The organism is Mesonia aestuariivivens, assembly GCF_019311235.1.
Classification (GTDB): domain Bacteria; phylum Bacteroidota; class Bacteroidia; order Flavobacteriales; family Flavobacteriaceae; genus Mesonia; species Mesonia aestuariivivens.
This window is the reverse complement of record NZ_JAHWDF010000010.1, coordinates 77,114-97,215: the sequence shown is the minus strand read 5'-3', so window position 1 is coordinate 97,215 and position 20,102 is coordinate 77,114. Positions and strand designations below refer to the sequence as shown.

Below are 20,102 nucleotides of genomic sequence, written 5' to 3'. Positions count from 1 at the left end.
TTAATTTTAATATCCTGTATTTTGAGTAATATTAGAATTTGCATTTAGCTCTAATTGAGGAATAGGTAAAGTGAATCTGTAATCTTGTCTAGGCAAGCCACAACTAGCACTAAAGCTTGCACAATCTGTTGAATTTCTATTTATACCTCTATTAATGTCTTTACCAATTCTTTTAATATCTAAATATCTTTTGCCTTCAAATGCAAACTCAAGCCTTCTTTCTTTTAAAATTTCTGACAGGGCATTATTTAGATTACTATAGTTTGGTAATGGTTGTGTACTTCCAAACCTTACATCTCTAAGTTCTTTAATTGCTTGAGCTGCTCCTGCAAGATCATTAAGTCTTGCTTTAGCCTCAGCTATAATTAATTGCATTTCACTAGATCTTATTAATTTAATGTCATTAATTAATGGTTCTACAGAACCTGGGTATTTATTAATTAAAAGAATATTGTTTTCTGAGTCTTCTCCAATATATTGAGATTCAGGACCAACTATTACTTCTTTTCTTACATCTTGACTGTTTAATTCATTATAAAGACCGTTAGAAACCTCTAAGTATGGATCACCATCAAGCGCAACAGTATTGAAATAAAATAATCCTGCAACTTGAGAATCACCCTGGCCTCTAGCTAAACTAAAAATAGCTTCACCTTGAGCCTCATCTCTAAACATTGCTGTGTATTCATCTGTATTGGATAAAGGGTATTTTGAAACTAATTCCTCTGCAAGGTTGATTGCGGTTTGGTAATTAGCCTCAATTAAAGCAACTTGAGCTTTTACTGCATTTATAGTATTTGCATTAATATAAAAATAATCACCAGTTACGGTTTCTGAAGAAATTAATTCCGATGCTCTATCTAAATCAGCATTAATAAATGCAAGTACTTCAGAGACAGTATTTCTTTCTGGAGTAGCTGTAATTTCAGGAACGTAATCTACTATCGGGATAGCTAAACCATTCGGATCTGAATAATCTTCTGTGTAATACTGAAACAAATTGAAATGAAAAATAGCACGTAAAGTTAATAATTGTGCTTCAATATTATTTTCTTGTTCTTGTTCTGCACCTTCAAATTCTAGCGTTTCAACACCATTTAAAACTCTATTTGCGTAATTAATACCTGCGTAATTTCCAGCGTATATACTTGTAGCTTCGCTTGTATTAGGTATTAAATTAAAATTATATAGACCTTGACCTTGTCCATTACTAGAAGTTCCTCTTTTAATATTATCTGTAAAAATACCATTAAAATTAATCTGGTTTTCGAACGAATATTGTCCATAAACACTATTTAACCCTAATTGAAGATCATTCACGTTTTCCCAAACGTTTTGATCACTTATAATTCCATCTTGAACGATATCTCTAGCGTCATTACAGGAAGCACCTAAAAGCAAACCTGTACTTGCTAGAAAAATTTTTATTTTATTTAATTTCATTTTCTTTTTTTTTAGAAGTTAACATTTAATCCAAAGGTGTAAATTTTCGGAGTAGGATAGTTTGATGCAGCTGTGTCTGTGAATCCACTTTGTGGGTCATAACCTTTCCATTTGCTAAATGTTAAAAGATTTTCTCCTTGAACATATATATTTAATGCTGTGAAAGGTGTTTTTTCTAAAATTTCAGGAGAAAAATTATAAGCTAACTGAATATTTCTCATTCTAAGGTAAGATGCATCTTCTAAATATCTATCTGATATATTGATGAAATCTACACCTGAAAACTGTCCGTTCATTCTAGGTATACTGGTAATATCACCTGGTTGTTTCCAAGCACTTAAAAGTGACGTTGCACTATTACTGTTTACAATACTTGAATTAGCTTCTAAGTCTGATAAATCTAAGTTATTTCTATATACATCAGCAAAAAACACCCACTGATTACTCAATGTGAAATTTTTATATGATACTTGTGCTCCAAATCCTCCTGACCAAGTTGGGTATTGTGATTTATCTGAAAATCTTCTATCGGCATCTTGTAAAGTTTCGGTTAGATTGCCATTAGCATCTTTAAATAAAGGGTTACCATTAGCAGGATTAACTCCAACATAATCAACTACGTAAAAAGACCCAACAGCCTCTCCTTCCCCTAAAGCTGTAGACCCTCCTTCAAAAATAATACCTTCTTCATTAGCGCCTGCTAATTCTAAGATTTCATTTTTATTGAAAGATCCATTTGCATTAATTGAAAGTCTCCAGTTATCATTATTTAAAATACTGTAGTTAAATATAGCTTCAACACCTCTGTTTCTCATTGATCCAATATTTGCTTGGATAGATTCTGTTGCGTTAATTAAAGATATAGGTCTATCCTGAAATAAATCTGTTGTTTTCTTTTCATAAACATCTAAACTACCTGAAAGTTTGTTATTCCATAATCCAAAATCTAGGCCAATATTAGCTTGTGAAGTTTTTTCCCATCTAAGTGAGGTGTTTGCTATAACAGATGGTGCATATCCATTTGTATTATTATACCCTGTAGTAAATGCATATAAGTTTTGTGTTAGATTTAAACCTCCAAACATGGTACCGATGATTCTTTGATTACCTGCAGTACCATAAGATGCTCGTAGTTTTAAAAGATTGAAAGCAGATTCTTCCATAAATGATTCTTCTTCAATATTCCATCGACCGCTAACAGAATAAAAAGTACCCCATTTGTAGTCATCTTCAAATCTAGAAGATGCATCACGTCTAATACTAGCACCAATTCCATATTTATTGTCAAAGTCATAATCTAATGTAGCAAAATAAGAAAATAATCCAGTTTCTAAATTAGTTTTGCTTATAGTTGGAATATATGGTCTTGCTTCTGTTCCATTAATTGTTTCTACAGTCGTTCCATCAACAAAAGCATTACCACTGCCTAATGATTTTGGATCTAAACCTCTTTGCTCAAACCCAAATCTGTATCTATGTTGTTTTACATACTCAGTATATAGATTTACATCGATAGAATGTTTTTTGCTAATTATAGTAGAATAACCTAAGTTAAGTGTGTTGTTGAAATATACATCTTGCCAAGAACGATTTCTTTCTAAACCGCCAAATTCAGCGCCACTTTGTGCTTGAAATGGACCTAGAAGACTTTTAGGGTCTATAGTTTGTTTTTTGGTAATACCTGTGTAATCCATCCCGAATGAATTTCTTATGTGCCAATTTTCAGTGAAATTGTACTGAGCGTTAAAATTACCAATGATTTTAATTTCATCATCTAATTCAGTGTTGTAAGCAGCAGAATTTAAAAGTATGTATGGCTTTAGATCTGCAGTTATTCCATTAATACTACCATAAGGAATACCTCCCGTTTTAGTTACTTCTCCGTTTGTGTCATAAGGACTTAGGAAAGGTAAGCTTGTCATAGCTGCTGCAAAGGGGTTGAAATATGTATTTCTTGAACCTTCTGCGTCTCTATAGTTACTTCGAGAGAAATTAGCACTCACATTAGCTGTATAAGTCAATTTATCGTTTTCACTTTTCCCTGTAAATTTATTTCTAAAACTAAACCTTTTAATATCCGAGGCAATAAAAGTACCTTCTTGCTCAAAATAACCAATAGAGGTGTAGTTGTTAGTGTTCTCAGAACCTGAAGAAAGTGATAAATTTTGATTGTTGGTTGTGCCAGTTCTAAAAAAGAAATCTTCCCAATACGTGTTAGTGGTTCTAGATAAAGCATCAATTTCTGCATTACTTAGATCAGCCCCTAATCCTTGCCCTAAAGATTTTTGAAAAGTCAATTTTTCTCTAGAATTCATTAAATCAATATTAAGATTCTGAAGCTTAGCAAATCCATACTGAGCTGAATATTTAATCGATAAGTTTTGATTAAACTTCCCCGCTTTAGTATTTATAATTATTACACCATTAGCACCTCTATTACCGTAAATAGATGTTGCAGCAGCATCTTTTAAAACAGATACGCTTTCTATATCGCTAGGATTTATACTTCTGAAATTGTCCTCATCTACAGGTACGCCGTCAACAATCATTAGTGGTTCTACATTTCCGTTAATAGAACCAACACCTCTTAGAATGATCTGGCTGTTTGCGCCAGGTTGACCGCTACTAGTTGATATGTTAAGACCAGGTATTTGACCCTGCATACTCTGAATAAGAGACGCGTTAGGTCTGTTTTCAAAGGTTTCTGCAGTAATCGTAGTGACTGCTTGATTACTTCTTTTTTTAGTTGTTGATCTGTACGCTGTAACTACTACTTCATCAAGTTCAGAGTCTTTATTCATCACGATGTCATAAGAGTTTCTTCTTGAAACTACTACATTTTGTCTCGCAAAACCAACATAACTAAAGGTTAAGGTTTCTCCAATTTCAGCTTTAATGGAGTAATTTCCATCAAAATCTGATTGAGTTCCTGTTGAAGTTCCCTCAATAATAACATTTACGCCAGGTAACGGTAATCCCTCACTGTCGGTAACCGTACCGGTAATTGTTTTTTCTTGTGCAAAGGAAATTTGCACGACAAACGCCAGTAATAGCGTTAAAAATCCACTAAACTTTGTTTTCATTTTATAATTTATTTGAATTAGCCAGTGCCAAAAATGCTAATTTAAAGTTAATTACACAACTAATTTTCACTAAAATTTATCTTTTCTTGAAGTTAAGGTTAAGAAAATGGTATCTTTTTTAGAATTGTGTAGTCAGGCTTAAGTGTACTTTAGTATTCTTAAATTCGAAATTTTGATTATTAGTTTTACCGTTCGCGATTAGTAATTTTAATAATCCTGATCTTGTTTTTAAGCCTAACCCAATTCCAATACTATATACGTTGGTGTCTGTTTTTTGGTTTTGATTTTCGAATTTGCCGAAATCAAAAATACTGTGGGTGTAAAGATTTTGGTCTAAAAGATATCTGTATTCTGTGTTGAAGAAGGTATAGAAGTTGGTGATAATACTGTTTTCTTGAAAGCCTCTTAAATTTTGTATGCCGCCAGTTCTGAATAATTCGTTATTTAAATAATTTTCAGAATTAATGAATCCAGTATGGTTGGCTATATAAATAAAATTCCGTTTATTAATGTTGAATATTTTATTGGCTGAAAATTTTATTTTTTGCTGATCTGTTTTTTCATTCAAGCTTATTCGTTTTCCGATACCCGCTTCTAATGCTCCGTATATTTTGTTATTAAATAATTCATTATTGTGTTTTTGTGAGTATTCAGTTTTAAAATTAAGGTAGTTGGTTTCGTAGTCTTCTTGATTAGTTTGAACTGCTGTACTTGTATTTTCTAAAGATTTAGAGTTTTCTGTTTCATAATTAATACCGGTAATTAATTCTGGTAATATTTGGTAATTAATTCCTATTTTTTGATTGGTAGTAGAAAATGTGCTATCCTGTCTTGTAATTCGGAGTGATGCTTCTGTTCCTAACGGCGTGTTAAAAAGAAATGGGAGTTTTAGGTTTGCGAAGAAAAGTGATAGTTTATCTCCATTGTTTTTGTATTCGACTGTTAATTCTTCACCGTAATTTAAGTTGTTTTTTAGTTTTAGATTAATATAGCCGTTTAGTTGAAGGTTATTCGATTCTTCTTCGTTAGAGAATCCTAGAAATCCATCAAATGTATTGCTGTTTTTTTTTTGTAGAAAAAGATATAATGTTGTTGAGTCTTTGGTGAAAAGTACTTCGGGGGTTCTTGTAGATTTAGCAAAATCTAAGTTTTTTATTTTTTTAATATTTTTGTCAATCTTCTTTTTGTTGAAAATTCTACCTTTCCTGATGTTTAAAAAGTTTTTTAAGTAACTTTTGGGGAATTTCTCGTAACCTTTAATTATGATATTGTCTATGGTTCTTTTTTGATTGATGTTTTTTTGAAGGGTACCAATAAGAATGGTGTCTCTTTTTTCGATATTTTTTAAAAAGAGTGAGTTAAAAGGCTGACCTTGATTTGCGATTTCTTCGTTTAATGTTTGTAAGAAATTTTCGGTATTTTGAAATTCGATCGTAAACTCTTTTTTGTTTTTATATTTTTTAGGTAAAACTTTTTCAACCTCTTTAGGGATGTTAATCTTTATTTGTTTAATTTTTAAACCTAAAAAAAAATCACATATATATAAGGAGTCATTTTTTTTTATTAATTTATGAAAAACGTCTATTTGTCCTTTTTTTATGAACCTTTTTTGAACAGAAGAAACTTCCTTCTTTAATTCCTTTATATTTTTGAATTCATTTCGGTAGTTAATAGAATCTGATAAGGAGCCTTGATCTTTAATTTTGACTTGAAGATGTAGATTTTGCCCGCAACTAGGCGTGTGTAATGAGAATAAAAATAGTAAAGTGAGTAGAAGTTTAATCGCTGTCTATTTATTTTGTTTTAAAACGTAAAATTAATTTTTTTCTTGTAGAAATGACTATTTCTTTTTAATCATGTTGAAAATTAATGAATTATAATTTGAATAGTGAAAATATATTTCTACATTTGCAGACCCTTAAAAATAGGGTTATTTAAATTTAATTAATTAGTTGTAATAGATTTTATGCCAACAATTTCACAATTAGTACGAAAAGGAAGAGCCAAAATAACTAAGAAGAGTAAATCGGCTGCTTTAGATTCGTGTCCTCAAAGAAGAGGGGTTTGTACGCGTGTTTATACTACTACGCCTAAGAAGCCTAACTCTGCTATGCGAAAAGTAGCAAGGGTAAGGTTAACTAATGGTAAAGAAGTAAATGCTTACATCCCTGGTGAGGGTCACAATTTACAGGAGCACTCGATAGTATTAGTTAGAGGTGGAAGGGTAAAAGATTTGCCAGGTGTTAGATATCACATCGTGAGAGGAGCTTTAGATACCGCAGGTGTTGAAGGTAGAACTCAACGTAGATCTAAGTATGGAGCAAAGCGCCCTAAAAAGTAATTAAAGAACTTTTAAAAAGAAGAAATGAGAAAAAGACAGGCTAAAAAAAGACCTCTTTTGCCAGATCCTAAATTTAATGATCAGTTAGTGACGCGTTTCGTTAACATGATGATGTGGGATGGTAAGAAATCTGTATCGTTTAAGATTTTTTACGATGCGATGGATATTGTAGAGGAAAAAAAGCAAGACGACGAGAAGACTGCATTAGAAGTATGGAAAGATGCTTTATCTAATGTAATGCCTCACGTTGAAGTTAGAAGTAGAAGAGTAGGTGGTGCTACGTTCCAGATTCCTATGCAGATTAGACCAGATAGAAAAGTGTCAACAGCTATGAAGTGGTTGATTTCTTTTTCTAGAAAAAGAAATGAAAAAGCTATGGCTGCTAAATTAGCTGCTGAAGTTTTAGCTGCTGCTAAAGAAGAAGGTGCTGCTGTTAAGAAAAGAGTAGATACTCACAGAATGGCAGAGGCGAATAAAGCATTCTCACATTTTAGATTCTAAAAATAATGGCACAGAGAGATTTAAAATTTACAAGAAATATAGGTATTGCTGCTCATATTGATGCTGGTAAAACAACAACAACAGAGCGTATACTTTATTATACAGGTATTAGTCATAAAATAGGAGAAGTGCATGATGGAGCTGCTACTATGGACTGGATGGAGCAAGAGCAAGAAAGAGGTATTACAATTACTTCTGCTGCAACTCATTGTACTTGGCCTTATAGAGATCAAGAATATATAGTGAATATTATTGATACTCCTGGTCACGTTGACTTTACAGTTGAAGTTGAGCGCTCATTGCGTGTGCTTGATGGTGTTGTGGCTTTATTTAGTGCGGTTGATGGTGTTGAGCCTCAATCAGAAACAGTTTGGAGACAGGCTGATAAGTATAGAGTGCCTCGTTTAGGTTTTGTTAATAAAATGGATCGTCAAGGGGCAGATTTCTTTAACGTGTGTAAGCAGGTGAAAGAAATGTTAGGAGGTAATCCTGTTCCTTTGCAAGTTCCTATCGGTGATGAGATTGATTTCCGAGGAGTGGTTGATTTGATTTCTAAAAAAGCAATTATTTGGAATGATGAAGATCACGGAATGACTTACGAAGAAATTGACATTCCTGAAGAATTGAAGGATGATGTTGATATGTATAGAGCTCAGTTAGTTGAAGCAGTTGCTGAATATGACGAAGCTTTAATGGAGAAATTCTTTGAAGATGAGTCTTCTATTTCAGAAGATGAAATTATTGCTGCGCTTAGAGCTGCAACTATAGATATGTCTATCATACCTATGATGTGTGGTTCTGCATTTAAAAACAAAGGTGTTCAGGCAATGTTAGATGCGGTTATGCGTTACTTGCCTTCTCCTGTAGATGTTGAGGCGATCGTGGGTACAAATCCAGATACAGGTGAAGAAGAATCTCGTAAACCTAACGTGGATTCTCCATTCTCAGCCTTAGCTTTTAAAATTGCTACAGATCCTTTCGTTGGACGTTTAGCATTCTTTAGAACTTATTCTGGTACTTTAGATGCTGGTTCTTATGTCTTGAATAATCGTTCTGGAAAAAAAGAGCGTATTTCTAGAATGTATCAAATGCACTCTAATAAACAAGAACCTATCGATAGAATCGAAGCAGGAGATATTGGGGCGGCTGTAGGTTTTAAAGATATTAAAACTGGTGATACGTTAACAGATATGAATCATCCTATCGTTTTAGAATCAATGACTTTTCCGGCGCCAGTAATTGGTATCGCTGTTGAGCCAAAAACTAAGGCAGATGTTGATAAAATGGGTATGGCTTTAGCTAAATTAGCTGAAGAAGATCCTACATTTGTTGTCAAAACCGATGAGATTTCAGGTCAGACTATTATATCTGGTATGGGAGAATTACATATCGAAATTCTAGTAGATCGTTTAAAAAGAGAATTCAAGGTGGAGGTTAACGAAGGTGAACCTCAGGTTGAGTATAAAGAAACTGTTACTAAAACTGCTCAACATAGAGAAGTTTATAAGAAGCAGTCTGGTGGTCGAGGTAAATTCGCGGATATCGTTTTTGAAATGGGACCTGTGGATGAAGATTTTGAAGGTGTAGGTTTGCAATTTGTTGATGAGATTAAAGGGGGTAGAATTCCAAAAGAATTTGTTCCTTCTGTTCAGAAAGGTTTCGAAGAAGCAATGAAGAACGGTCCATTAGCAGGATTTAAGGTAGATACTTTAAAAGTTGTATTGAAAGACGGATCTTTCCACCCAGTGGATTCAGATCAATTATCTTTTGAATTGGCTGCAAAAATGGGATTCAAAGCTGCTGCTAAAGCTGCTGGAGCTGTGATTCTAGAGCCTATCATGAAGAATGAAGTTGTGACTCCTGAAGAAAATATGGGAGATATCGTAGGTGACTTAAATAGAAGAAGAGGTCAGGTAAATAGTATGTCAGACAGATCTGGGGCTAAAGTTATTAAAGCTGAAGTGCCTTTATCAGAAATGTTTGGTTACGTAACTACCTTAAGAACTTTGTCTTCTGGTAGAGCTACATCTACAATGGAATTTTCTCACTATGCTCAAACTCCTTCTAATATTTCAGAAGAAGTAATAAAAGCAGCAAAAGGAGCAAACGATTAAAATTAGGAAAATGAGTCAGAAAATTAGAATAAAATTAAAGTCTTACGATCATAATTTGGTAGATAAATCTGCTGAGAAGATCGTGAAAACTGTAAAAACTACAGGAGCAGTGGTTACGGGTCCAATTCCATTACCAACTCACAAAAAGATTTTTACCGTACTTCGTTCTCCTCACGTGAACAAAAAGTCTAGAGAGCAATTTCAGTTAAGTTCTTATAAAAGATTACTTGATATTTATAGCTCTTCATCAAAGACAATTGATGCGTTGATGAAACTTGAATTGCCAAGTGGAGTAGAAGTAGAGATAAAAGTATAATCCTACTTTCTGAGAATTTCTCAGAAAAACATGTCCTGAGCCGCGTGCGAAGGAAAAACGGAAAATTATATTCAGGGCTTGAATGTGTTTTCTTGCCCTGAATTTTTTTAAATAAATCATTAATTAATAATTATTATGTCTGGGTTAATAGGAAAAAAAATCGGTATGACCAGCATTTTCGACGAGAACGGGAAAAACATCCCTTGTACCGTCATTCAAGCTGGGCCATGCATAGTTACCCAAGTCAGAACCAAAGAGGTTGACGGGTATGAAGCAATTCAACTTGGTTTCGATGACAAGACAGACAAGAGTACTACAAGTGCCGCAAAAGGTCACTTTAAAAAAGCTGGTACTGTTGCTAAACGTCGTGTTATTGAATTTCAAGGGTTTAAAGAAGAATTGAAATTAGGTGACGAAGTTACTGCTGAACATTTTAAAGAAGGAGAATTCGTAGATGTTGCTGGTACTTCTAAAGGTAAAGGTTTTCAGGGGGTTGTTAAAAGACACGGCTTTGGTGGTGTTGGGCAAGCGACTCACGGTCAACATAACCGTTTAAGAGCGCCTGGTTCAATTGGAGCCGCATCTTACCCTGCAAGAGTATTCAAAGGAATGCGTATGGCAGGTCAAATGGGTGGTGATAAAGTAAAAGTACAAAATCTTAAAGTGTTAAAAGTAGTTGCGGATAAAAATCTACTTGTGGTTAAAGGATGTGTTCCTGGTCATAAAAACGCTTATGTAATCATTCAGAAGTAATGGAAGTAGCAGTATTAGATATTAAAGGAAAAGAAACAGGTAGAAAGGTTACTCTTTCTGATGCTGTTTTCGGTGTAGAGCCTAATGAGCATGCTATTTATTTAGATGTGAAGCAGTACTTGGCAAATCAACGTCAAGGTACACATAAGGCAAAAGAACGTGCAGAAATTACTGGGAGTACCCGTAAGATTAAAAAACAAAAAGGTACAGGTACTGCTCGTGCAGGTAGTATTAAGTCTCCTATCTTCAAGGGTGGAGGTAGAGTTTTTGGTCCTAGACCAAGAAATTACGGATTTAAATTAAATAAAAGTTTAAAGAAACTTGCTAGAAAATCTGCATTAAGTCAGAAAGCGAAAAATAAAGAAGTTTTGGTTGTTGATAATCTTGATTTTGATTCAGCAAAAACTAAAAACTTTATCTCGCTAATGCAAGGTCTTGGTATTGAGGGGAAAAAATCATTATTTGTGTTGGCAGAGTCAAATAATAATGTATATTTGTCCTCACGTAATTTGAAGGCTGCTGATGTTATAACAGCTTCAGAATTAAATACTTACAAAATATTAAATTCAAGTAATATTGTGTTTGTAGAGGGGTCTTTAGAAGGAGTAGAGTCGAATTTGAGTAAATAAACGTTATGAGTATCTTAATAAAACCTATTATTACAGAAAAAGCTACTAACGATAGTGAAATGAATAATCGTTTCTCTTTTGTAGTGAATAATAAGGCGAACAAGATTGAAATTAAAGATGCAGTTGAGTCTGCTTATGGCGTTTCAGTAGAAAAAGTTCGCACTATGAATGTCCGTCCAGATCGTAGAACTCGTTATACGAAAACTGGGATCGTAACTGGTAAAACAAAAGCTTTTAAGAAAGCGATTGTACAGTTGGCGGAAGGTGAAACAATTGATTTATATGCTAATCTTTAAGATTAAAAAATGTCAGTAAGAAAATTAAAACCAATCACACCTGGTCAGCGTTTTAGAGTTGTTAATGGTTATGACGCTATTACAACTGATAAGCCGGAGAAGAGTTTGTTAGCTCCGAAAAAAAGATCTGGTGGTAGAAACAGTCAGGGAAAAATGACTATGCGCTATTTAGGCGGTGGTCATAAAAAGCGTTATCGTGTTATCGATTTTAAAAGAGATAAGCAGGGAGTTCCTGGAACGGTAGCGAGTATTGAGTACGATCCAAACCGTACAGCTTTTATTGCATTGTTGAATTACCAAGATGGTGAGAAAAGATATGTGATTGCTCAAAATGGTTTGCAGGTTGGGCAGAATTTAGTTTCTGGTCAGTCTGATGTGGCTACAGAAATAGGTAATGCAATGCCGTTATCTCAGATACCGTTGGGTACTGTTATTTCTTGTATAGAATTACGTCCTGGTCAAGGAGCTGTTATGGCTCGTAGTGCTGGAGCTTTTGCTCAGTTAATGGCAAGAGAAGGTAAATACGCTACAGTGAAACTTCCTTCTGGTGAAACTAGAATGATTTTAGCTAATTGTTTGGCAACTATTGGAGCAGTTTCTAATAGTGATCATCAATTGTTAGTTTCTGGTAAAGCTGGTAGAAGTCGTTGGTTAGGTAGAAGACCTAGAACTAGACCAGTGGTGATGAACCCTGTCGATCACCCAATGGGTGGTGGTGAAGGTCGTTCTTCTGGAGGTCATCCAAGATCAAGAAAAGGTCTTCCGGCTAAAGGATTTAGAACACGTTCTAAGACCAAATCGAGTAATAAGTATATTGTAGAACGTAGAAAGAAATAATAAGATATGGCACGTTCATTAAAAAAAGGACCTTACGTTCACTATAAATTAGAAAAGAAAGTAGCTCAAAACGTTGAGTCTGGTAAGAAGGCTGTGATCAAGACTTGGTCACGTGCTTCTATGATTACTCCAGATTTCGTTGGGCAAACTATCGGAGTTCATAACGGGAAGCAATTTGTTCCTGTTTATGTTACAGAGAATATGGTAGGTCATAAATTAGGAGAATTTTCACCAACCCGTTCTTTTAGAGGACATGCTGGTGCTAAAAATAAAGGTAAAAGATAATTGAAGCTATGGGAGTTCGAAAAAAAGAAAGAGCAGAGCAGATAAAAGAAGCTAAGAAGCTAGTGGCTTTTGCCAAGCTGAATAACTGCCCTACTTCACCAAGAAAGATGCGTTTAGTTGCAGATTTAGTTCGAGGTGAAGGTGTAGAGAAAGCGCTTCAAATACTTAAATTTAATAATAAAGAGGCTTCTTTGAAATTAGAGAAACTACTTCTTTCTGCAATTGCTAATTGGCAAGCGAAGAATGAAGATGCTAGTGTCGAAGATGCAGAATTATTTATTAAAGAAGTTCGTGTAGATGGTGGTGCGATGTTGAAAAGACTGAGACCGGCGCCTCAAGGTAGAGCACATAGAATAAGAAAGAGATCTAATCACGTTACATTAGTGTTGGGGTCTAAAAATAATACACAAAGCTAAGAAGTAGTATGGGACAGAAAACAAATCCAATCGGGAATAGACTTGGTATCATAAGAGGATGGGAATCCAACTGGTACGGAGGAAACGACTACGGTGATAAATTAGCCGAAGACGATAAGATTAGAAAGTATATCCATGCTCGTCTTTCTAAAGCGAGTGTATCAAGAGTAATTATTGAGCGTACGCTTAAACTTGTAACCGTTACTATCACCACTGCTCGTCCTGGTATCATTATTGGTAAAGGAGGTCAAGAGGTAGACAAGTTAAAAGAAGAGCTTAAGAAAATTACAGGTAAAGAGGTTCAGGTTAATATTTTTGAAATTAAAAGACCTGAATTGGATGCTCATTTAGTAGGTGCAAGTGTTGCAAGACAAATAGAAAATAGAATTTCTTATCGTCGAGCAATTAAAATGGCAATTGCAGCTGCAATGCGTATGAACGCTGAAGGAATTAAAATTCAAATTTCAGGTCGTTTAAACGGTGCTGAGATGGCTCGTTCAGAAGCGTATAAAGATGGAAGAATCCCTTTATCAACATTTAGAGCTGATATTGATTATGCTTTAGTTGAGGCACATACTACTTATGGTAGATTAGGTGTTAAAGTGTGGATCATGAAAGGTGAAGTTTACGGAAAAAGAGAATTATCTCCGCTTGTTGGCTTAGCTAAAAAGCAAGGAGGAAAATCTGGATCTGGGCGAGGTGGTAATAAATCACGTCGTAGAAAGTAATTTTTTAAAGTAAAAGAAATGTTACAGCCTAAAAGAACAAAATATAGAAAACAGCAAAAGGGACGTATGAAAGGTCTTGCTCAAAGAGGGCATAGATTATCAAACGGAACTTTTGGAATCAAATCTTTAGATTCAAGTTTTGTTACAGCGAGACAAATTGAAGCTGCTCGTATTGCTGCTACCCGTTTTATGAAAAGGGAAGGATCAATATGGATTAAAATTTTCCCAGACAAGCCAATTACCAAAAAACCTTTAGAGGTTCGTATGGGTAAAGGTAAGGGTAATGTGGAATATTGGGCAGCAGTAGTGAAACCAGGAAGAATTCTTTTTGAATTAGGAGGAGTGCCATTGGCGACTGCTAAAGAAGCGTTGCGTTTGGCGGCACAGAAACTTCCTGTAAGAACTAAGTTTATCGTTGCAAGGGATTATCAAGAATAATTTTTGAAAGTTATGAAACAATCAGAAGTAGAGAAATTATCAGTAGCTGAATTACAAGATGAGTTAGCGAATAGCAGAAAATCTTATAGAGATATGAGAATGGCTCATGTAATTACGCCTTTAGATAACCCTGCGCAGTTAAGAACTGTAAGAAGGACTATTGCGCGTTTAGCGACAGAATCGAGAAAAAGAGAATTGAATAATTCTGCTGAGTAAGATGGAAAAAAGAAATTTAAGAAAAGAGCGTATAGGTGTAGTTACTAGTAATAAAATGGAGAAATCTATTGTTGTTGCTGAAGTAAAGAAAATGAAGCACCCTATGTATGGAAAATTCGTTTTAAAAACGAAGAAATATGTAGCGCACGACGAGAAAAATGACTGCAACGAAGGCGATACTGTAAAGATCATGGAAACAAGACCTTTAAGTAAAACTAAAAGTTGGAGATTAGTAGAAATAATTGAAAGAGCGAAGTAATTATGGTACAACAAGAATCTAGATTAAGAGTAGCTGATAATACTGGTGCTAAAGAAGTTTTAGCAATTAGAGTATTAGGTGGTACAAAGAAGCGTTATGCTTCTGTAGGTGATAAAATTGTTGTAAGTGTAAAAGAAGCAACTCCTAATGGAAACATTAAAAAAGGAGCGGTTTCAACAGCAGTTGTAGTTCGTACCAAAAAAGAAGTTCGCAGACCAGATGGTTCTTATATTCGTTTCGATGATAATGCTTGTGTATTATTAAACCCAACTGGGGAAATGAGAGGAACTCGTGTTTTTGGTCCTGTAGCTAGAGAACTTCGCGATAGACAATTTATGAAAATTGTATCATTAGCACCAGAGGTGCTTTAATACGCAAAAGATGGCAAAGCTTAAAATTAAATCAGGAGATACTGTAAAGGTTATCGCTGGAGATCACAAAGGTCAAGAGGGTACTGTAAAAACGGTATTAATTGAGAAAAATAAAGCAATCGTTGAGGGGGTTAACATGATATCAAAACATGAGAAACCTAGCGCAGCTAATCCTCAAGGAGGAATTGTAAAAAAAGAAGCTCCTATCCATATTTCAAATTTATCTTTATTGACTAAAGATGGAGATACTACGAGAGTAGGTTATAAAATGGACGGAGATAACAAAGTGAGATTTTCTAAAAAATCTAATGAAGTAATTTAGTTATGAGTTACGTACCAAGACTTAGACAAGAGTATAATGACAAGGTCATTTCTGCTCTTACCGAAGAATTTAGTTACGAAAATGTAATGCAAGTACCAAAACTTACAAAGATTGTTGTAAGTAGAGGTGTTGGTGCAGCTGTAGCAGATAAGAAATTAATTGACCATGCGGTTGATGAACTTTCTACAATAACTGGTCAAAAAGCTGTTTCAACAATATCTAAAAAAGATGTTGCTTCATTTAAATTGCGTAAAGGTATGCCAATTGGTGCTAAGGTTACACTTAGAGGAGATCGCATGTATGAATTTTTAGACCGTTTAATTACAGCTTCACTTCCACGTGTACGTGATTTTAGCGGAATCAAAGCTACTGGTTTTGATGGTAGAGGAAATTATAACTTAGGTATTACCGAGCAAATTATTTTTCCTGAAATTAATATCGATAGAGTGAATAAAATCTCTGGTATGGATATTACATTTGTAACTACTGCAGATACAGATAAAGAAGCAAAATCATTGTTAACAGAACTAGGATTACCTTTTAAAAAGAACTAATTATGGCTAAAGAATCAATGAAAGCCCGTGAGGTAAAAAGACAAGATTTGGTAAAAAAATATGCTGAAAAAAGAGAAGCTTTGAAAGAAGCTGGCGATTATGAAGCATTACAAAAATTACCAAAAAATTCTTCTCCAGTTCGTTTACATAACAGATGTAAACTTACAGGTAGACCAAAGGGATATATGAGACAGTTTGGACTTTCTCGTGTAATGTTCAGAGAAATGGCGAACCAAGGATTAATTCCAGGAGTTAAAAAAGCTAGTTGGTAAGAATTTTAATCGGTTGAAGGTTCTGAAAAATAGAAAACCACAACCACAAATCAAAATAGATGAATACAGATCCTATTGCAGATTATTTAACTAGAATTAGAAACGCGGTGGCAGCAAGTCACCGTGTGGTAGAAATACCAGCTTCTAATCTAAAAAAACAAATTACTAAAATATTATTCGATCAAGGGTATATTCTTAGTTATAAATTTGAAGAAGAGGGTTCAAGAGGGACAATTAAAATTGCTCTTAAGTATGATAAAGATACTAAGGACTCCGTCATCAAAAAGATACAAAGAATTAGTAAACCTGGACTTCGAAAGTATGCTGGTTCAGGCGAATTACCACGTATCTTAAATGGTCTTGGTATTGCGATCATCTCTACTTCTCACGGAGTAATGACTGATAAGCAAGCAAGAAGAGATAATGTAGGTGGTGAAGTTCTTTGCTACGTTTACTAATATTTAAAAGACGAAAACATGTCAAGAATAGGTAAAAGTCCAGTATCAATTCCAGAAGGCGTAACCGTAAGCGTTAAAGACGGAGTAGTTACTGTAAAAGGAAAAATGGGAGAATTATCCCAGGAGTTTAGTGATATTGATGTAAAGATTGAAGAAGATCAAGTAATTCTTGAGCGTCCTTCAGAAAAAAAAGTATTCAAAGCTAAACACGGTTTATATAGAGCTTTAATCAATAATATGATTGAGGGAGTTACTAATGGCTTTACTAAGCAACTTGAATTAGTAGGTGTGGGTTACCGTGCAACTAATCAAGGTCAAAAGTTAGATTTGGCAATTGGTTTTTCTCATAACATTGTGATAGATTTGGCACCAGAAGTAAAGGTTGAAACCATTTCTGAAAAAGGTAAGAATCCAATAATTAAGCTATCATCATTTGACAAACAGTTGGTTGGTCAAGTAGCAGCAAAAATTAGATCTTTCCGTAAACCAGAACCTTACAAAGGAAAAGGTATTAAATTCGTAGGTGAGCAAATAAGAAGAAAAGCAGGTAAATCTGCTTAATAAAGTGTAATTATGGCATTTTCAAAAGTAAAGAGAAGAAATAAAATTAGAAGAAGAATTCGTAAGACAATTACGGGTACTGAAAGTAGACCGCGTCTATCTGTTTTTAGAAGCAATAAAGAAATTTATGCTCAAATTATAGATGATGTAAACGGTAAAACCGTTGCAGCTGCTTCTTCTAGAGATAAAGGAGTTTCTGAAAAAGGAACCAAAAGCGAGGTAGCTGAAGCTGTAGGTAAAGCTATCGCTGAAAAAGCAAAAGAAGCCGGAGTAGAAGTTATTTCGTTTGATAGAAGCGGATATTTATATCACGGGAGAGTTAAATCATTAGCAGAAGGTGCTCGCGAGGGAGGACTAAAATTCTAAAAGATTATGTATCAAGATTATAAAAATGTAGAGCTTGTAAAACCAAGTGGTTTAGATTTAAAAGATCGTTTAGTTGGAGTACAACGTGTAACTAAAGTTACAAAAGGTGGTAGAGCATTTGGTTTTTCTGCTATCGTTGTTGTAGGAGATGAAAGCGGCGTTGTGGGTCACGGTTTAGGCAAGTCTAAAGAAGTAGCTGAAGCAATAGCTAAAGCTGTAGAGGATGCAAAGAAGAATTTAGTTAGAATTCCTTTAAATAAAGGAACTCTACCTCACGAACAAAAAGGTAAATACGGTGGAGCAAGAGTTTTATTACTTCCTGCTGCAACGGGTACTGGAGTAATTGCTGGTGGTGCTATACGTGCGGTATTAGAAGCGGTTGGAGTGCATGATGTGCTTTCTAAAAACCAAGGTTCTTCTAATCCACATAATGTGGTAAAAGCTACTTTCGATGCATTACTGCAACTAAGAAGTGCAGAAGCTGTAGCGAAACAACGTGGTGTTTCATTAGACAAGGTATTTAACGGATAATAATTCAGGGAAATGGGAAAGATTAAAGTAACTAAAGTGAAAAGTGCTATCAATCGCACCAAGAACCAAAAGCTTACATTGGAAGCTTTAGGTTTAAGAAAGATGGGGCAAACTGTCGAACACGAAGATTCGCCTAATATCCTTGGAATGGTAAATAAAGTAAAACATTTAGTTTCTGTTGAAGAAACAAAATAAACTTATACGATGGAATTAAATAACTTAAAACCTGCAAAAGGTTCAGTTCGTGCAAATACGAAACGTATAGGTAGAGGTCAAGGATCTGGTAAAGGTGGTACTTCTACACGTGGGCACAAAGGAGCTAAATCTCGTTCAGGATATTCTAAGAAAATCGGTTTTGAAGGTGGTCAAATGCCACTTCAAAGAAGAGTTCCTAAATTTGGTTTCAATAACAGAAACCGTAAAGAATATCAAGGGATAAATTTAGATACGCTTCAGAAATTAGTAGACAACGGTCAAATTAAAGATACTGTAGATTTTCAGACTTTAATAGATAATAGATTGGCTACAAAATCAGAGCTAGTTAAAATATTAGGAAGAGGAGAACTTAAAGCAAAACTAAAAGTTACTGCACATAAGTTCACTGCAACTGCCAAAGAAGCTATTGAGGCTGCTGGTGGAGAAGCTGTAACCTTATAATACTTTAGAATGAAATTTATTGAAACAATAAAGAACGTTTGGAAAATAGAAGAACTAAAGAATCGTATTTTGATTACTTTAGGGCTTCTATTAGTCTATCGTTTTGGTACTCAAGTAGTACTTCCGGGTATTGATGCGTCGCAATTATCAAGTTTAGCAAACCAAACCGAAGACGGTTTATTAGGTTTGCTAAATGCGTTTACAGGTGGTGCTTTTTCTAATGCATCTATATTTGCTTTGGGTATTATGCCTTACATATCAGCATCGATTGTTGTGCAATTAATGGGTATAGCTGTTCCTTATCTTCAGAAACTTCAAAAAGAAGGAGAAAGTGGTAGAAAGAAAATTAACCAGATAACAAGATGGTTAACAATAGCTATTACATTGGTTCAAGGGCCTGGCTATATTTATAACCTTTATGGTACATTACCAGATAGTGCTTTCTTGTTGGGTGATTCAATAAGTTTTGTAGCTTCTTCAGTAATTATACTTACCACTGGTTGTATTTTCGCAATGTGGTTAGGGGAGAGAATTACAGATAAAGGTATTGGTAACGGTATTTCTTTATTAATTATGGTAGGTATTATCGCTAGATTGCCGCAGTCGTTCTTGCAAGAATGGGTGTCTAGAGTATCTGGTTCAGATGCTAATGGTGGTCTTATTATGATACTTATAGAACTGTTTATCTGGTTTGCTATTATCTTTGCTTCGGTAATGTTAGTAATGGCTGTTAGACAAATTCCTGTTCAATATGCGAGAAGAAACGCGACTGGTGGTTATGAAAAAAATATTTTTGGCGGAGCTAGACAGTTTATTCCTTTAAAGCTTAATGCTTCAGGGGTAATGCCAATCATTTTTGCACAAGCTATTATGTTTATTCCTTCCGCTGTAGCTGGTTTATCAGATTCAGAAATGGCTCAAGGTATAACAGCTGAATTTCAAAATATATTTGGATTGTGGTATAATGTAGTATTTGGTTTACTAATTATTATATTCACTTATTTCTATACAGCGATCACTGTCCCTACAAACAAAATGGCCGATGATTTAAAAAGGAGTGGTGGTTTTATTCCTGGTATTAGACCGGGTTCTGAAACGGGAGAATACTTAGATAGAATTATGTCTCAAATCACTTTACCGGGTTCTGTGTTCTTAGCACTTATTGCAGTTTTTCCTGCAATTGTGGTATCAATAGGAGTTCAGCAAGGTTGGGCATTATTTTTTGGAGGAACCTCTTTAATCATTATGGTAGGTGTAGCAATCGATACTATGCAACAAATCAATTCATATTTATTGAATAAACACTACGATGGTTTAATGAAATCAGGTAGAAATAGAAAAGCAGTAGCATAATT

At 34.6% G+C, this 20,102-nt stretch carries 28 protein-coding genes and 1 pseudogene; 25 read left to right on the top strand and 4 right to left on the bottom strand.

The genetic code is table 11. The annotated features are described in order from the left end of the window. Positions 1-6 precede the first annotated feature (6 nt). From KW502_RS10475 to KW502_RS15620, 4 genes and pseudogenes are all read right to left on the bottom strand, one after another. On the bottom strand, positions 7-1,443 hold the full coding sequence (locus KW502_RS10475) for a RagB/SusD family nutrient uptake outer membrane protein (RefSeq protein ID WP_219040503.1): 1,437 nt from the start codon (positions 1,441-1,443) through the stop codon (positions 7-9). A gap of 11 nt (positions 1,444-1,454) precedes the next feature. Next, entirely contained in the window at positions 1,455-4,526 is a 3,072-nt protein-coding gene (locus KW502_RS10470; RefSeq protein WP_219040502.1) for a SusC/RagA family TonB-linked outer membrane protein, read from the bottom strand. 118 nt (positions 4,527-4,644) lie between these two features. Then, positions 4,645-5,094 carry a BamA/TamA family outer membrane protein gene (locus KW502_RS15405; protein ID WP_255554207.1) on the bottom strand — a complete coding sequence of 150 codons (450 nt, stop codon included), beginning with the start codon at positions 5,092-5,094 and terminating at the stop codon, positions 4,645-4,647. Between the two features lie 570 nt (positions 5,095-5,664). After that, positions 5,665-5,793 (bottom strand): annotated as a pseudogene (locus tag KW502_RS15620) (POTRA domain-containing protein); the annotation flags it as partial. A 699-nt stretch (positions 5,794-6,492) separates the two neighbouring features. Here KW502_RS15620 and rpsL point away from each other — a divergent pair. From rpsL to secY, 25 genes are all read left to right on the top strand, one after another. Continuing rightward, positions 6,493-6,867 (top strand): 30S ribosomal protein S12, encoded by a 375-nt coding sequence (rpsL, locus tag KW502_RS10460; protein WP_010230128.1) that lies wholly within the window; start codon positions 6,493-6,495, stop codon positions 6,865-6,867. 24 nt (positions 6,868-6,891) lie between these two features. After that, the gene (gene rpsG / locus KW502_RS10455) at positions 6,892-7,368 is read left to right on the top strand and encodes a 30S ribosomal protein S7 (protein WP_219040501.1); all 477 of its coding nucleotides are present in this window, start codon (positions 6,892-6,894) and stop codon (positions 7,366-7,368) included. Positions 7,369-7,373: 5 nt separating this feature from the next. After that, complete coding sequence (gene fusA, locus KW502_RS10450) at positions 7,374-9,482, top strand: elongation factor G (RefSeq protein WP_219040500.1); 2,109 nt, start codon at positions 7,374-7,376, stop codon at positions 9,480-9,482. A gap of 10 nt (positions 9,483-9,492) precedes the next feature. Next, entirely contained in the window at positions 9,493-9,798 is a 306-nt protein-coding gene (gene rpsJ, locus KW502_RS10445) for a 30S ribosomal protein S10 (protein WP_007094989.1), read from the top strand. A gap of 135 nt (positions 9,799-9,933) precedes the next feature. Next, a complete protein-coding gene (gene rplC, locus KW502_RS10440; RefSeq protein ID WP_219040499.1) occupies positions 9,934-10,551 on the top strand; it encodes a 50S ribosomal protein L3 in 618 nt (205 codons plus the stop codon). Beyond that, positions 10,551-11,180, top strand: coding sequence for a 50S ribosomal protein L4 (gene rplD, locus KW502_RS10435; protein ID WP_219040498.1), 630 nt, complete (start codon positions 10,551-10,553; stop codon positions 11,178-11,180). The genes rplC and rplD overlap by 1 nt, the downstream gene beginning before the upstream one ends. Before the next feature lie 5 nt (positions 11,181-11,185). After that, the gene (gene rplW / locus KW502_RS10430; protein WP_219040497.1) at positions 11,186-11,476 is read left to right on the top strand and encodes a 50S ribosomal protein L23; all 291 of its coding nucleotides are present in this window, start codon (positions 11,186-11,188) and stop codon (positions 11,474-11,476) included. Between the two features lie 9 nt (positions 11,477-11,485). Continuing rightward, entirely contained in the window at positions 11,486-12,313 is an 828-nt protein-coding gene (gene rplB, locus KW502_RS10425; protein ID WP_219040496.1) for a 50S ribosomal protein L2, read from the top strand. 6 nt (positions 12,314-12,319) lie between these two features. Next, entirely contained in the window at positions 12,320-12,598 is a 279-nt protein-coding gene (rpsS, locus tag KW502_RS10420; RefSeq protein WP_219040495.1) for a 30S ribosomal protein S19, read from the top strand. An 8-nt stretch (positions 12,599-12,606) separates the two neighbouring features. Further along, positions 12,607-13,014, top strand: coding sequence for a 50S ribosomal protein L22 (gene rplV, locus KW502_RS10415; protein ID WP_219040494.1), 408 nt, complete (start codon positions 12,607-12,609; stop codon positions 13,012-13,014). Between the two features lie 8 nt (positions 13,015-13,022). Next, positions 13,023-13,742 (top strand): 30S ribosomal protein S3, encoded by a 720-nt coding sequence (rpsC, locus tag KW502_RS10410; protein WP_219040493.1) that lies wholly within the window; start codon positions 13,023-13,025, stop codon positions 13,740-13,742. Between the two features lie 18 nt (positions 13,743-13,760). After that, on the top strand, positions 13,761-14,180 hold the full coding sequence (rplP, locus tag KW502_RS10405; protein ID WP_219040492.1) for a 50S ribosomal protein L16: 420 nt from the start codon (positions 13,761-13,763) through the stop codon (positions 14,178-14,180). A gap of 12 nt (positions 14,181-14,192) precedes the next feature. Continuing rightward, on the top strand, positions 14,193-14,396 hold the full coding sequence (gene rpmC / locus KW502_RS10400; RefSeq protein WP_219040491.1) for a 50S ribosomal protein L29: 204 nt from the start codon (positions 14,193-14,195) through the stop codon (positions 14,394-14,396). Position 14,397: 1 nt separating this feature from the next. Beyond that, a complete protein-coding gene (gene rpsQ / locus KW502_RS10395; protein WP_219040490.1) occupies positions 14,398-14,655 on the top strand; it encodes a 30S ribosomal protein S17 in 258 nt (85 codons plus the stop codon). Positions 14,656-14,657: 2 nt separating this feature from the next. Beyond that, complete coding sequence (gene rplN, locus KW502_RS10390) at positions 14,658-15,026, top strand: 50S ribosomal protein L14 (protein WP_150313912.1); 369 nt, start codon at positions 14,658-14,660, stop codon at positions 15,024-15,026. Between the two features lie 10 nt (positions 15,027-15,036). Beyond that, entirely contained in the window at positions 15,037-15,348 is a 312-nt protein-coding gene (gene rplX / locus KW502_RS10385) for a 50S ribosomal protein L24 (RefSeq protein WP_219040489.1), read from the top strand. A 2-nt stretch (positions 15,349-15,350) separates the two neighbouring features. Next, positions 15,351-15,902 (top strand): 50S ribosomal protein L5, encoded by a 552-nt coding sequence (gene rplE / locus KW502_RS10380; protein ID WP_219040488.1) that lies wholly within the window; start codon positions 15,351-15,353, stop codon positions 15,900-15,902. A 2-nt stretch (positions 15,903-15,904) separates the two neighbouring features. Continuing rightward, positions 15,905-16,174 carry a 30S ribosomal protein S14 gene (gene rpsN, locus KW502_RS10375; protein ID WP_219040487.1) on the top strand — a complete coding sequence of 90 codons (270 nt, stop codon included), beginning with the start codon at positions 15,905-15,907 and terminating at the stop codon, positions 16,172-16,174. 59 nt (positions 16,175-16,233) lie between these two features. Further along, entirely contained in the window at positions 16,234-16,632 is a 399-nt protein-coding gene (rpsH, locus tag KW502_RS10370) for a 30S ribosomal protein S8 (protein ID WP_219040486.1), read from the top strand. Between the two features lie 18 nt (positions 16,633-16,650). Continuing rightward, positions 16,651-17,193 carry a 50S ribosomal protein L6 gene (gene rplF / locus KW502_RS10365; RefSeq protein WP_219040485.1) on the top strand — a complete coding sequence of 181 codons (543 nt, stop codon included), beginning with the start codon at positions 16,651-16,653 and terminating at the stop codon, positions 17,191-17,193. A 12-nt stretch (positions 17,194-17,205) separates the two neighbouring features. Continuing rightward, positions 17,206-17,559 (top strand): 50S ribosomal protein L18, encoded by a 354-nt coding sequence (rplR, locus tag KW502_RS10360; protein ID WP_219040484.1) that lies wholly within the window; start codon positions 17,206-17,208, stop codon positions 17,557-17,559. A 6-nt stretch (positions 17,560-17,565) separates the two neighbouring features. Further along, a complete protein-coding gene (rpsE, locus tag KW502_RS10355; protein ID WP_219040483.1) occupies positions 17,566-18,090 on the top strand; it encodes a 30S ribosomal protein S5 in 525 nt (174 codons plus the stop codon). A gap of 12 nt (positions 18,091-18,102) precedes the next feature. Beyond that, positions 18,103-18,285 (top strand): 50S ribosomal protein L30, encoded by a 183-nt coding sequence (gene rpmD / locus KW502_RS10350; RefSeq protein WP_219040482.1) that lies wholly within the window; start codon positions 18,103-18,105, stop codon positions 18,283-18,285. A gap of 9 nt (positions 18,286-18,294) precedes the next feature. After that, the gene (gene rplO, locus KW502_RS10345; protein ID WP_219040481.1) at positions 18,295-18,747 is read left to right on the top strand and encodes a 50S ribosomal protein L15; all 453 of its coding nucleotides are present in this window, start codon (positions 18,295-18,297) and stop codon (positions 18,745-18,747) included. Positions 18,748-18,756: 9 nt separating this feature from the next. Continuing rightward, a complete protein-coding gene (gene secY, locus KW502_RS10340; protein ID WP_219040480.1) occupies positions 18,757-20,100 on the top strand; it encodes a preprotein translocase subunit SecY in 1,344 nt (447 codons plus the stop codon). The last annotated feature ends 2 nt before the right edge of the window (positions 20,101-20,102 follow it).

Bases quoted from the DNA above. Each gene is read 5' to 3' on its own strand.
- KW502_RS10475 (WP_219040503.1), bottom strand. From the start codon at position 1,443: ATGAAATTAAATAAAATAAAAATTTTTCTAGCAAGTACAGGTTTGCTT.
- KW502_RS10470 (WP_219040502.1), bottom strand. From the start codon at position 4,526: ATGAAAACAAAGTTTAGTGGATTTTTAACGCTATTACTGGCGTTTGTC.
- rpsL (WP_010230128.1), top strand. From the start codon at position 6,493: ATGCCAACAATTTCACAATTAGTACGAAAAGGAAGAGCCAAAATAACT.
- rpsG (WP_219040501.1), top strand. From the start codon at position 6,892: ATGAGAAAAAGACAGGCTAAAAAAAGACCTCTTTTGCCAGATCCTAAA.
- fusA (WP_219040500.1), top strand. From the start codon at position 7,374: ATGGCACAGAGAGATTTAAAATTTACAAGAAATATAGGTATTGCTGCT.
- rpsJ (WP_007094989.1), top strand. From the start codon at position 9,493: ATGAGTCAGAAAATTAGAATAAAATTAAAGTCTTACGATCATAATTTG.
- rplC (WP_219040499.1), top strand. From the start codon at position 9,934: ATGTCTGGGTTAATAGGAAAAAAAATCGGTATGACCAGCATTTTCGAC.
- rplD (WP_219040498.1), top strand. From the start codon at position 10,551: ATGGAAGTAGCAGTATTAGATATTAAAGGAAAAGAAACAGGTAGAAAG.
- rplW (WP_219040497.1), top strand. From the start codon at position 11,186: ATGAGTATCTTAATAAAACCTATTATTACAGAAAAAGCTACTAACGAT.
- rplB (WP_219040496.1), top strand. From the start codon at position 11,486: ATGTCAGTAAGAAAATTAAAACCAATCACACCTGGTCAGCGTTTTAGA.
- rpsS (WP_219040495.1), top strand. From the start codon at position 12,320: ATGGCACGTTCATTAAAAAAAGGACCTTACGTTCACTATAAATTAGAA.
- rplV (WP_219040494.1), top strand. From the start codon at position 12,607: ATGGGAGTTCGAAAAAAAGAAAGAGCAGAGCAGATAAAAGAAGCTAAG.
- rpsC (WP_219040493.1), top strand. From the start codon at position 13,023: ATGGGACAGAAAACAAATCCAATCGGGAATAGACTTGGTATCATAAGA.
- rplP (WP_219040492.1), top strand. From the start codon at position 13,761: ATGTTACAGCCTAAAAGAACAAAATATAGAAAACAGCAAAAGGGACGT.
- rpmC (WP_219040491.1), top strand. From the start codon at position 14,193: ATGAAACAATCAGAAGTAGAGAAATTATCAGTAGCTGAATTACAAGAT.
- rpsQ (WP_219040490.1), top strand. From the start codon at position 14,398: ATGGAAAAAAGAAATTTAAGAAAAGAGCGTATAGGTGTAGTTACTAGT.
- rplN (WP_150313912.1), top strand. From the start codon at position 14,658: ATGGTACAACAAGAATCTAGATTAAGAGTAGCTGATAATACTGGTGCT.
- rplX (WP_219040489.1), top strand. From the start codon at position 15,037: ATGGCAAAGCTTAAAATTAAATCAGGAGATACTGTAAAGGTTATCGCT.
- rplE (WP_219040488.1), top strand. From the start codon at position 15,351: ATGAGTTACGTACCAAGACTTAGACAAGAGTATAATGACAAGGTCATT.
- rpsN (WP_219040487.1), top strand. From the start codon at position 15,905: ATGGCTAAAGAATCAATGAAAGCCCGTGAGGTAAAAAGACAAGATTTG.
- rpsH (WP_219040486.1), top strand. From the start codon at position 16,234: ATGAATACAGATCCTATTGCAGATTATTTAACTAGAATTAGAAACGCG.
- rplF (WP_219040485.1), top strand. From the start codon at position 16,651: ATGTCAAGAATAGGTAAAAGTCCAGTATCAATTCCAGAAGGCGTAACC.
- rplR (WP_219040484.1), top strand. From the start codon at position 17,206: ATGGCATTTTCAAAAGTAAAGAGAAGAAATAAAATTAGAAGAAGAATT.
- rpsE (WP_219040483.1), top strand. From the start codon at position 17,566: ATGTATCAAGATTATAAAAATGTAGAGCTTGTAAAACCAAGTGGTTTA.
- rpmD (WP_219040482.1), top strand. From the start codon at position 18,103: ATGGGAAAGATTAAAGTAACTAAAGTGAAAAGTGCTATCAATCGCACC.
- rplO (WP_219040481.1), top strand. From the start codon at position 18,295: ATGGAATTAAATAACTTAAAACCTGCAAAAGGTTCAGTTCGTGCAAAT.
- secY (WP_219040480.1), top strand. From the start codon at position 18,757: ATGAAATTTATTGAAACAATAAAGAACGTTTGGAAAATAGAAGAACTA.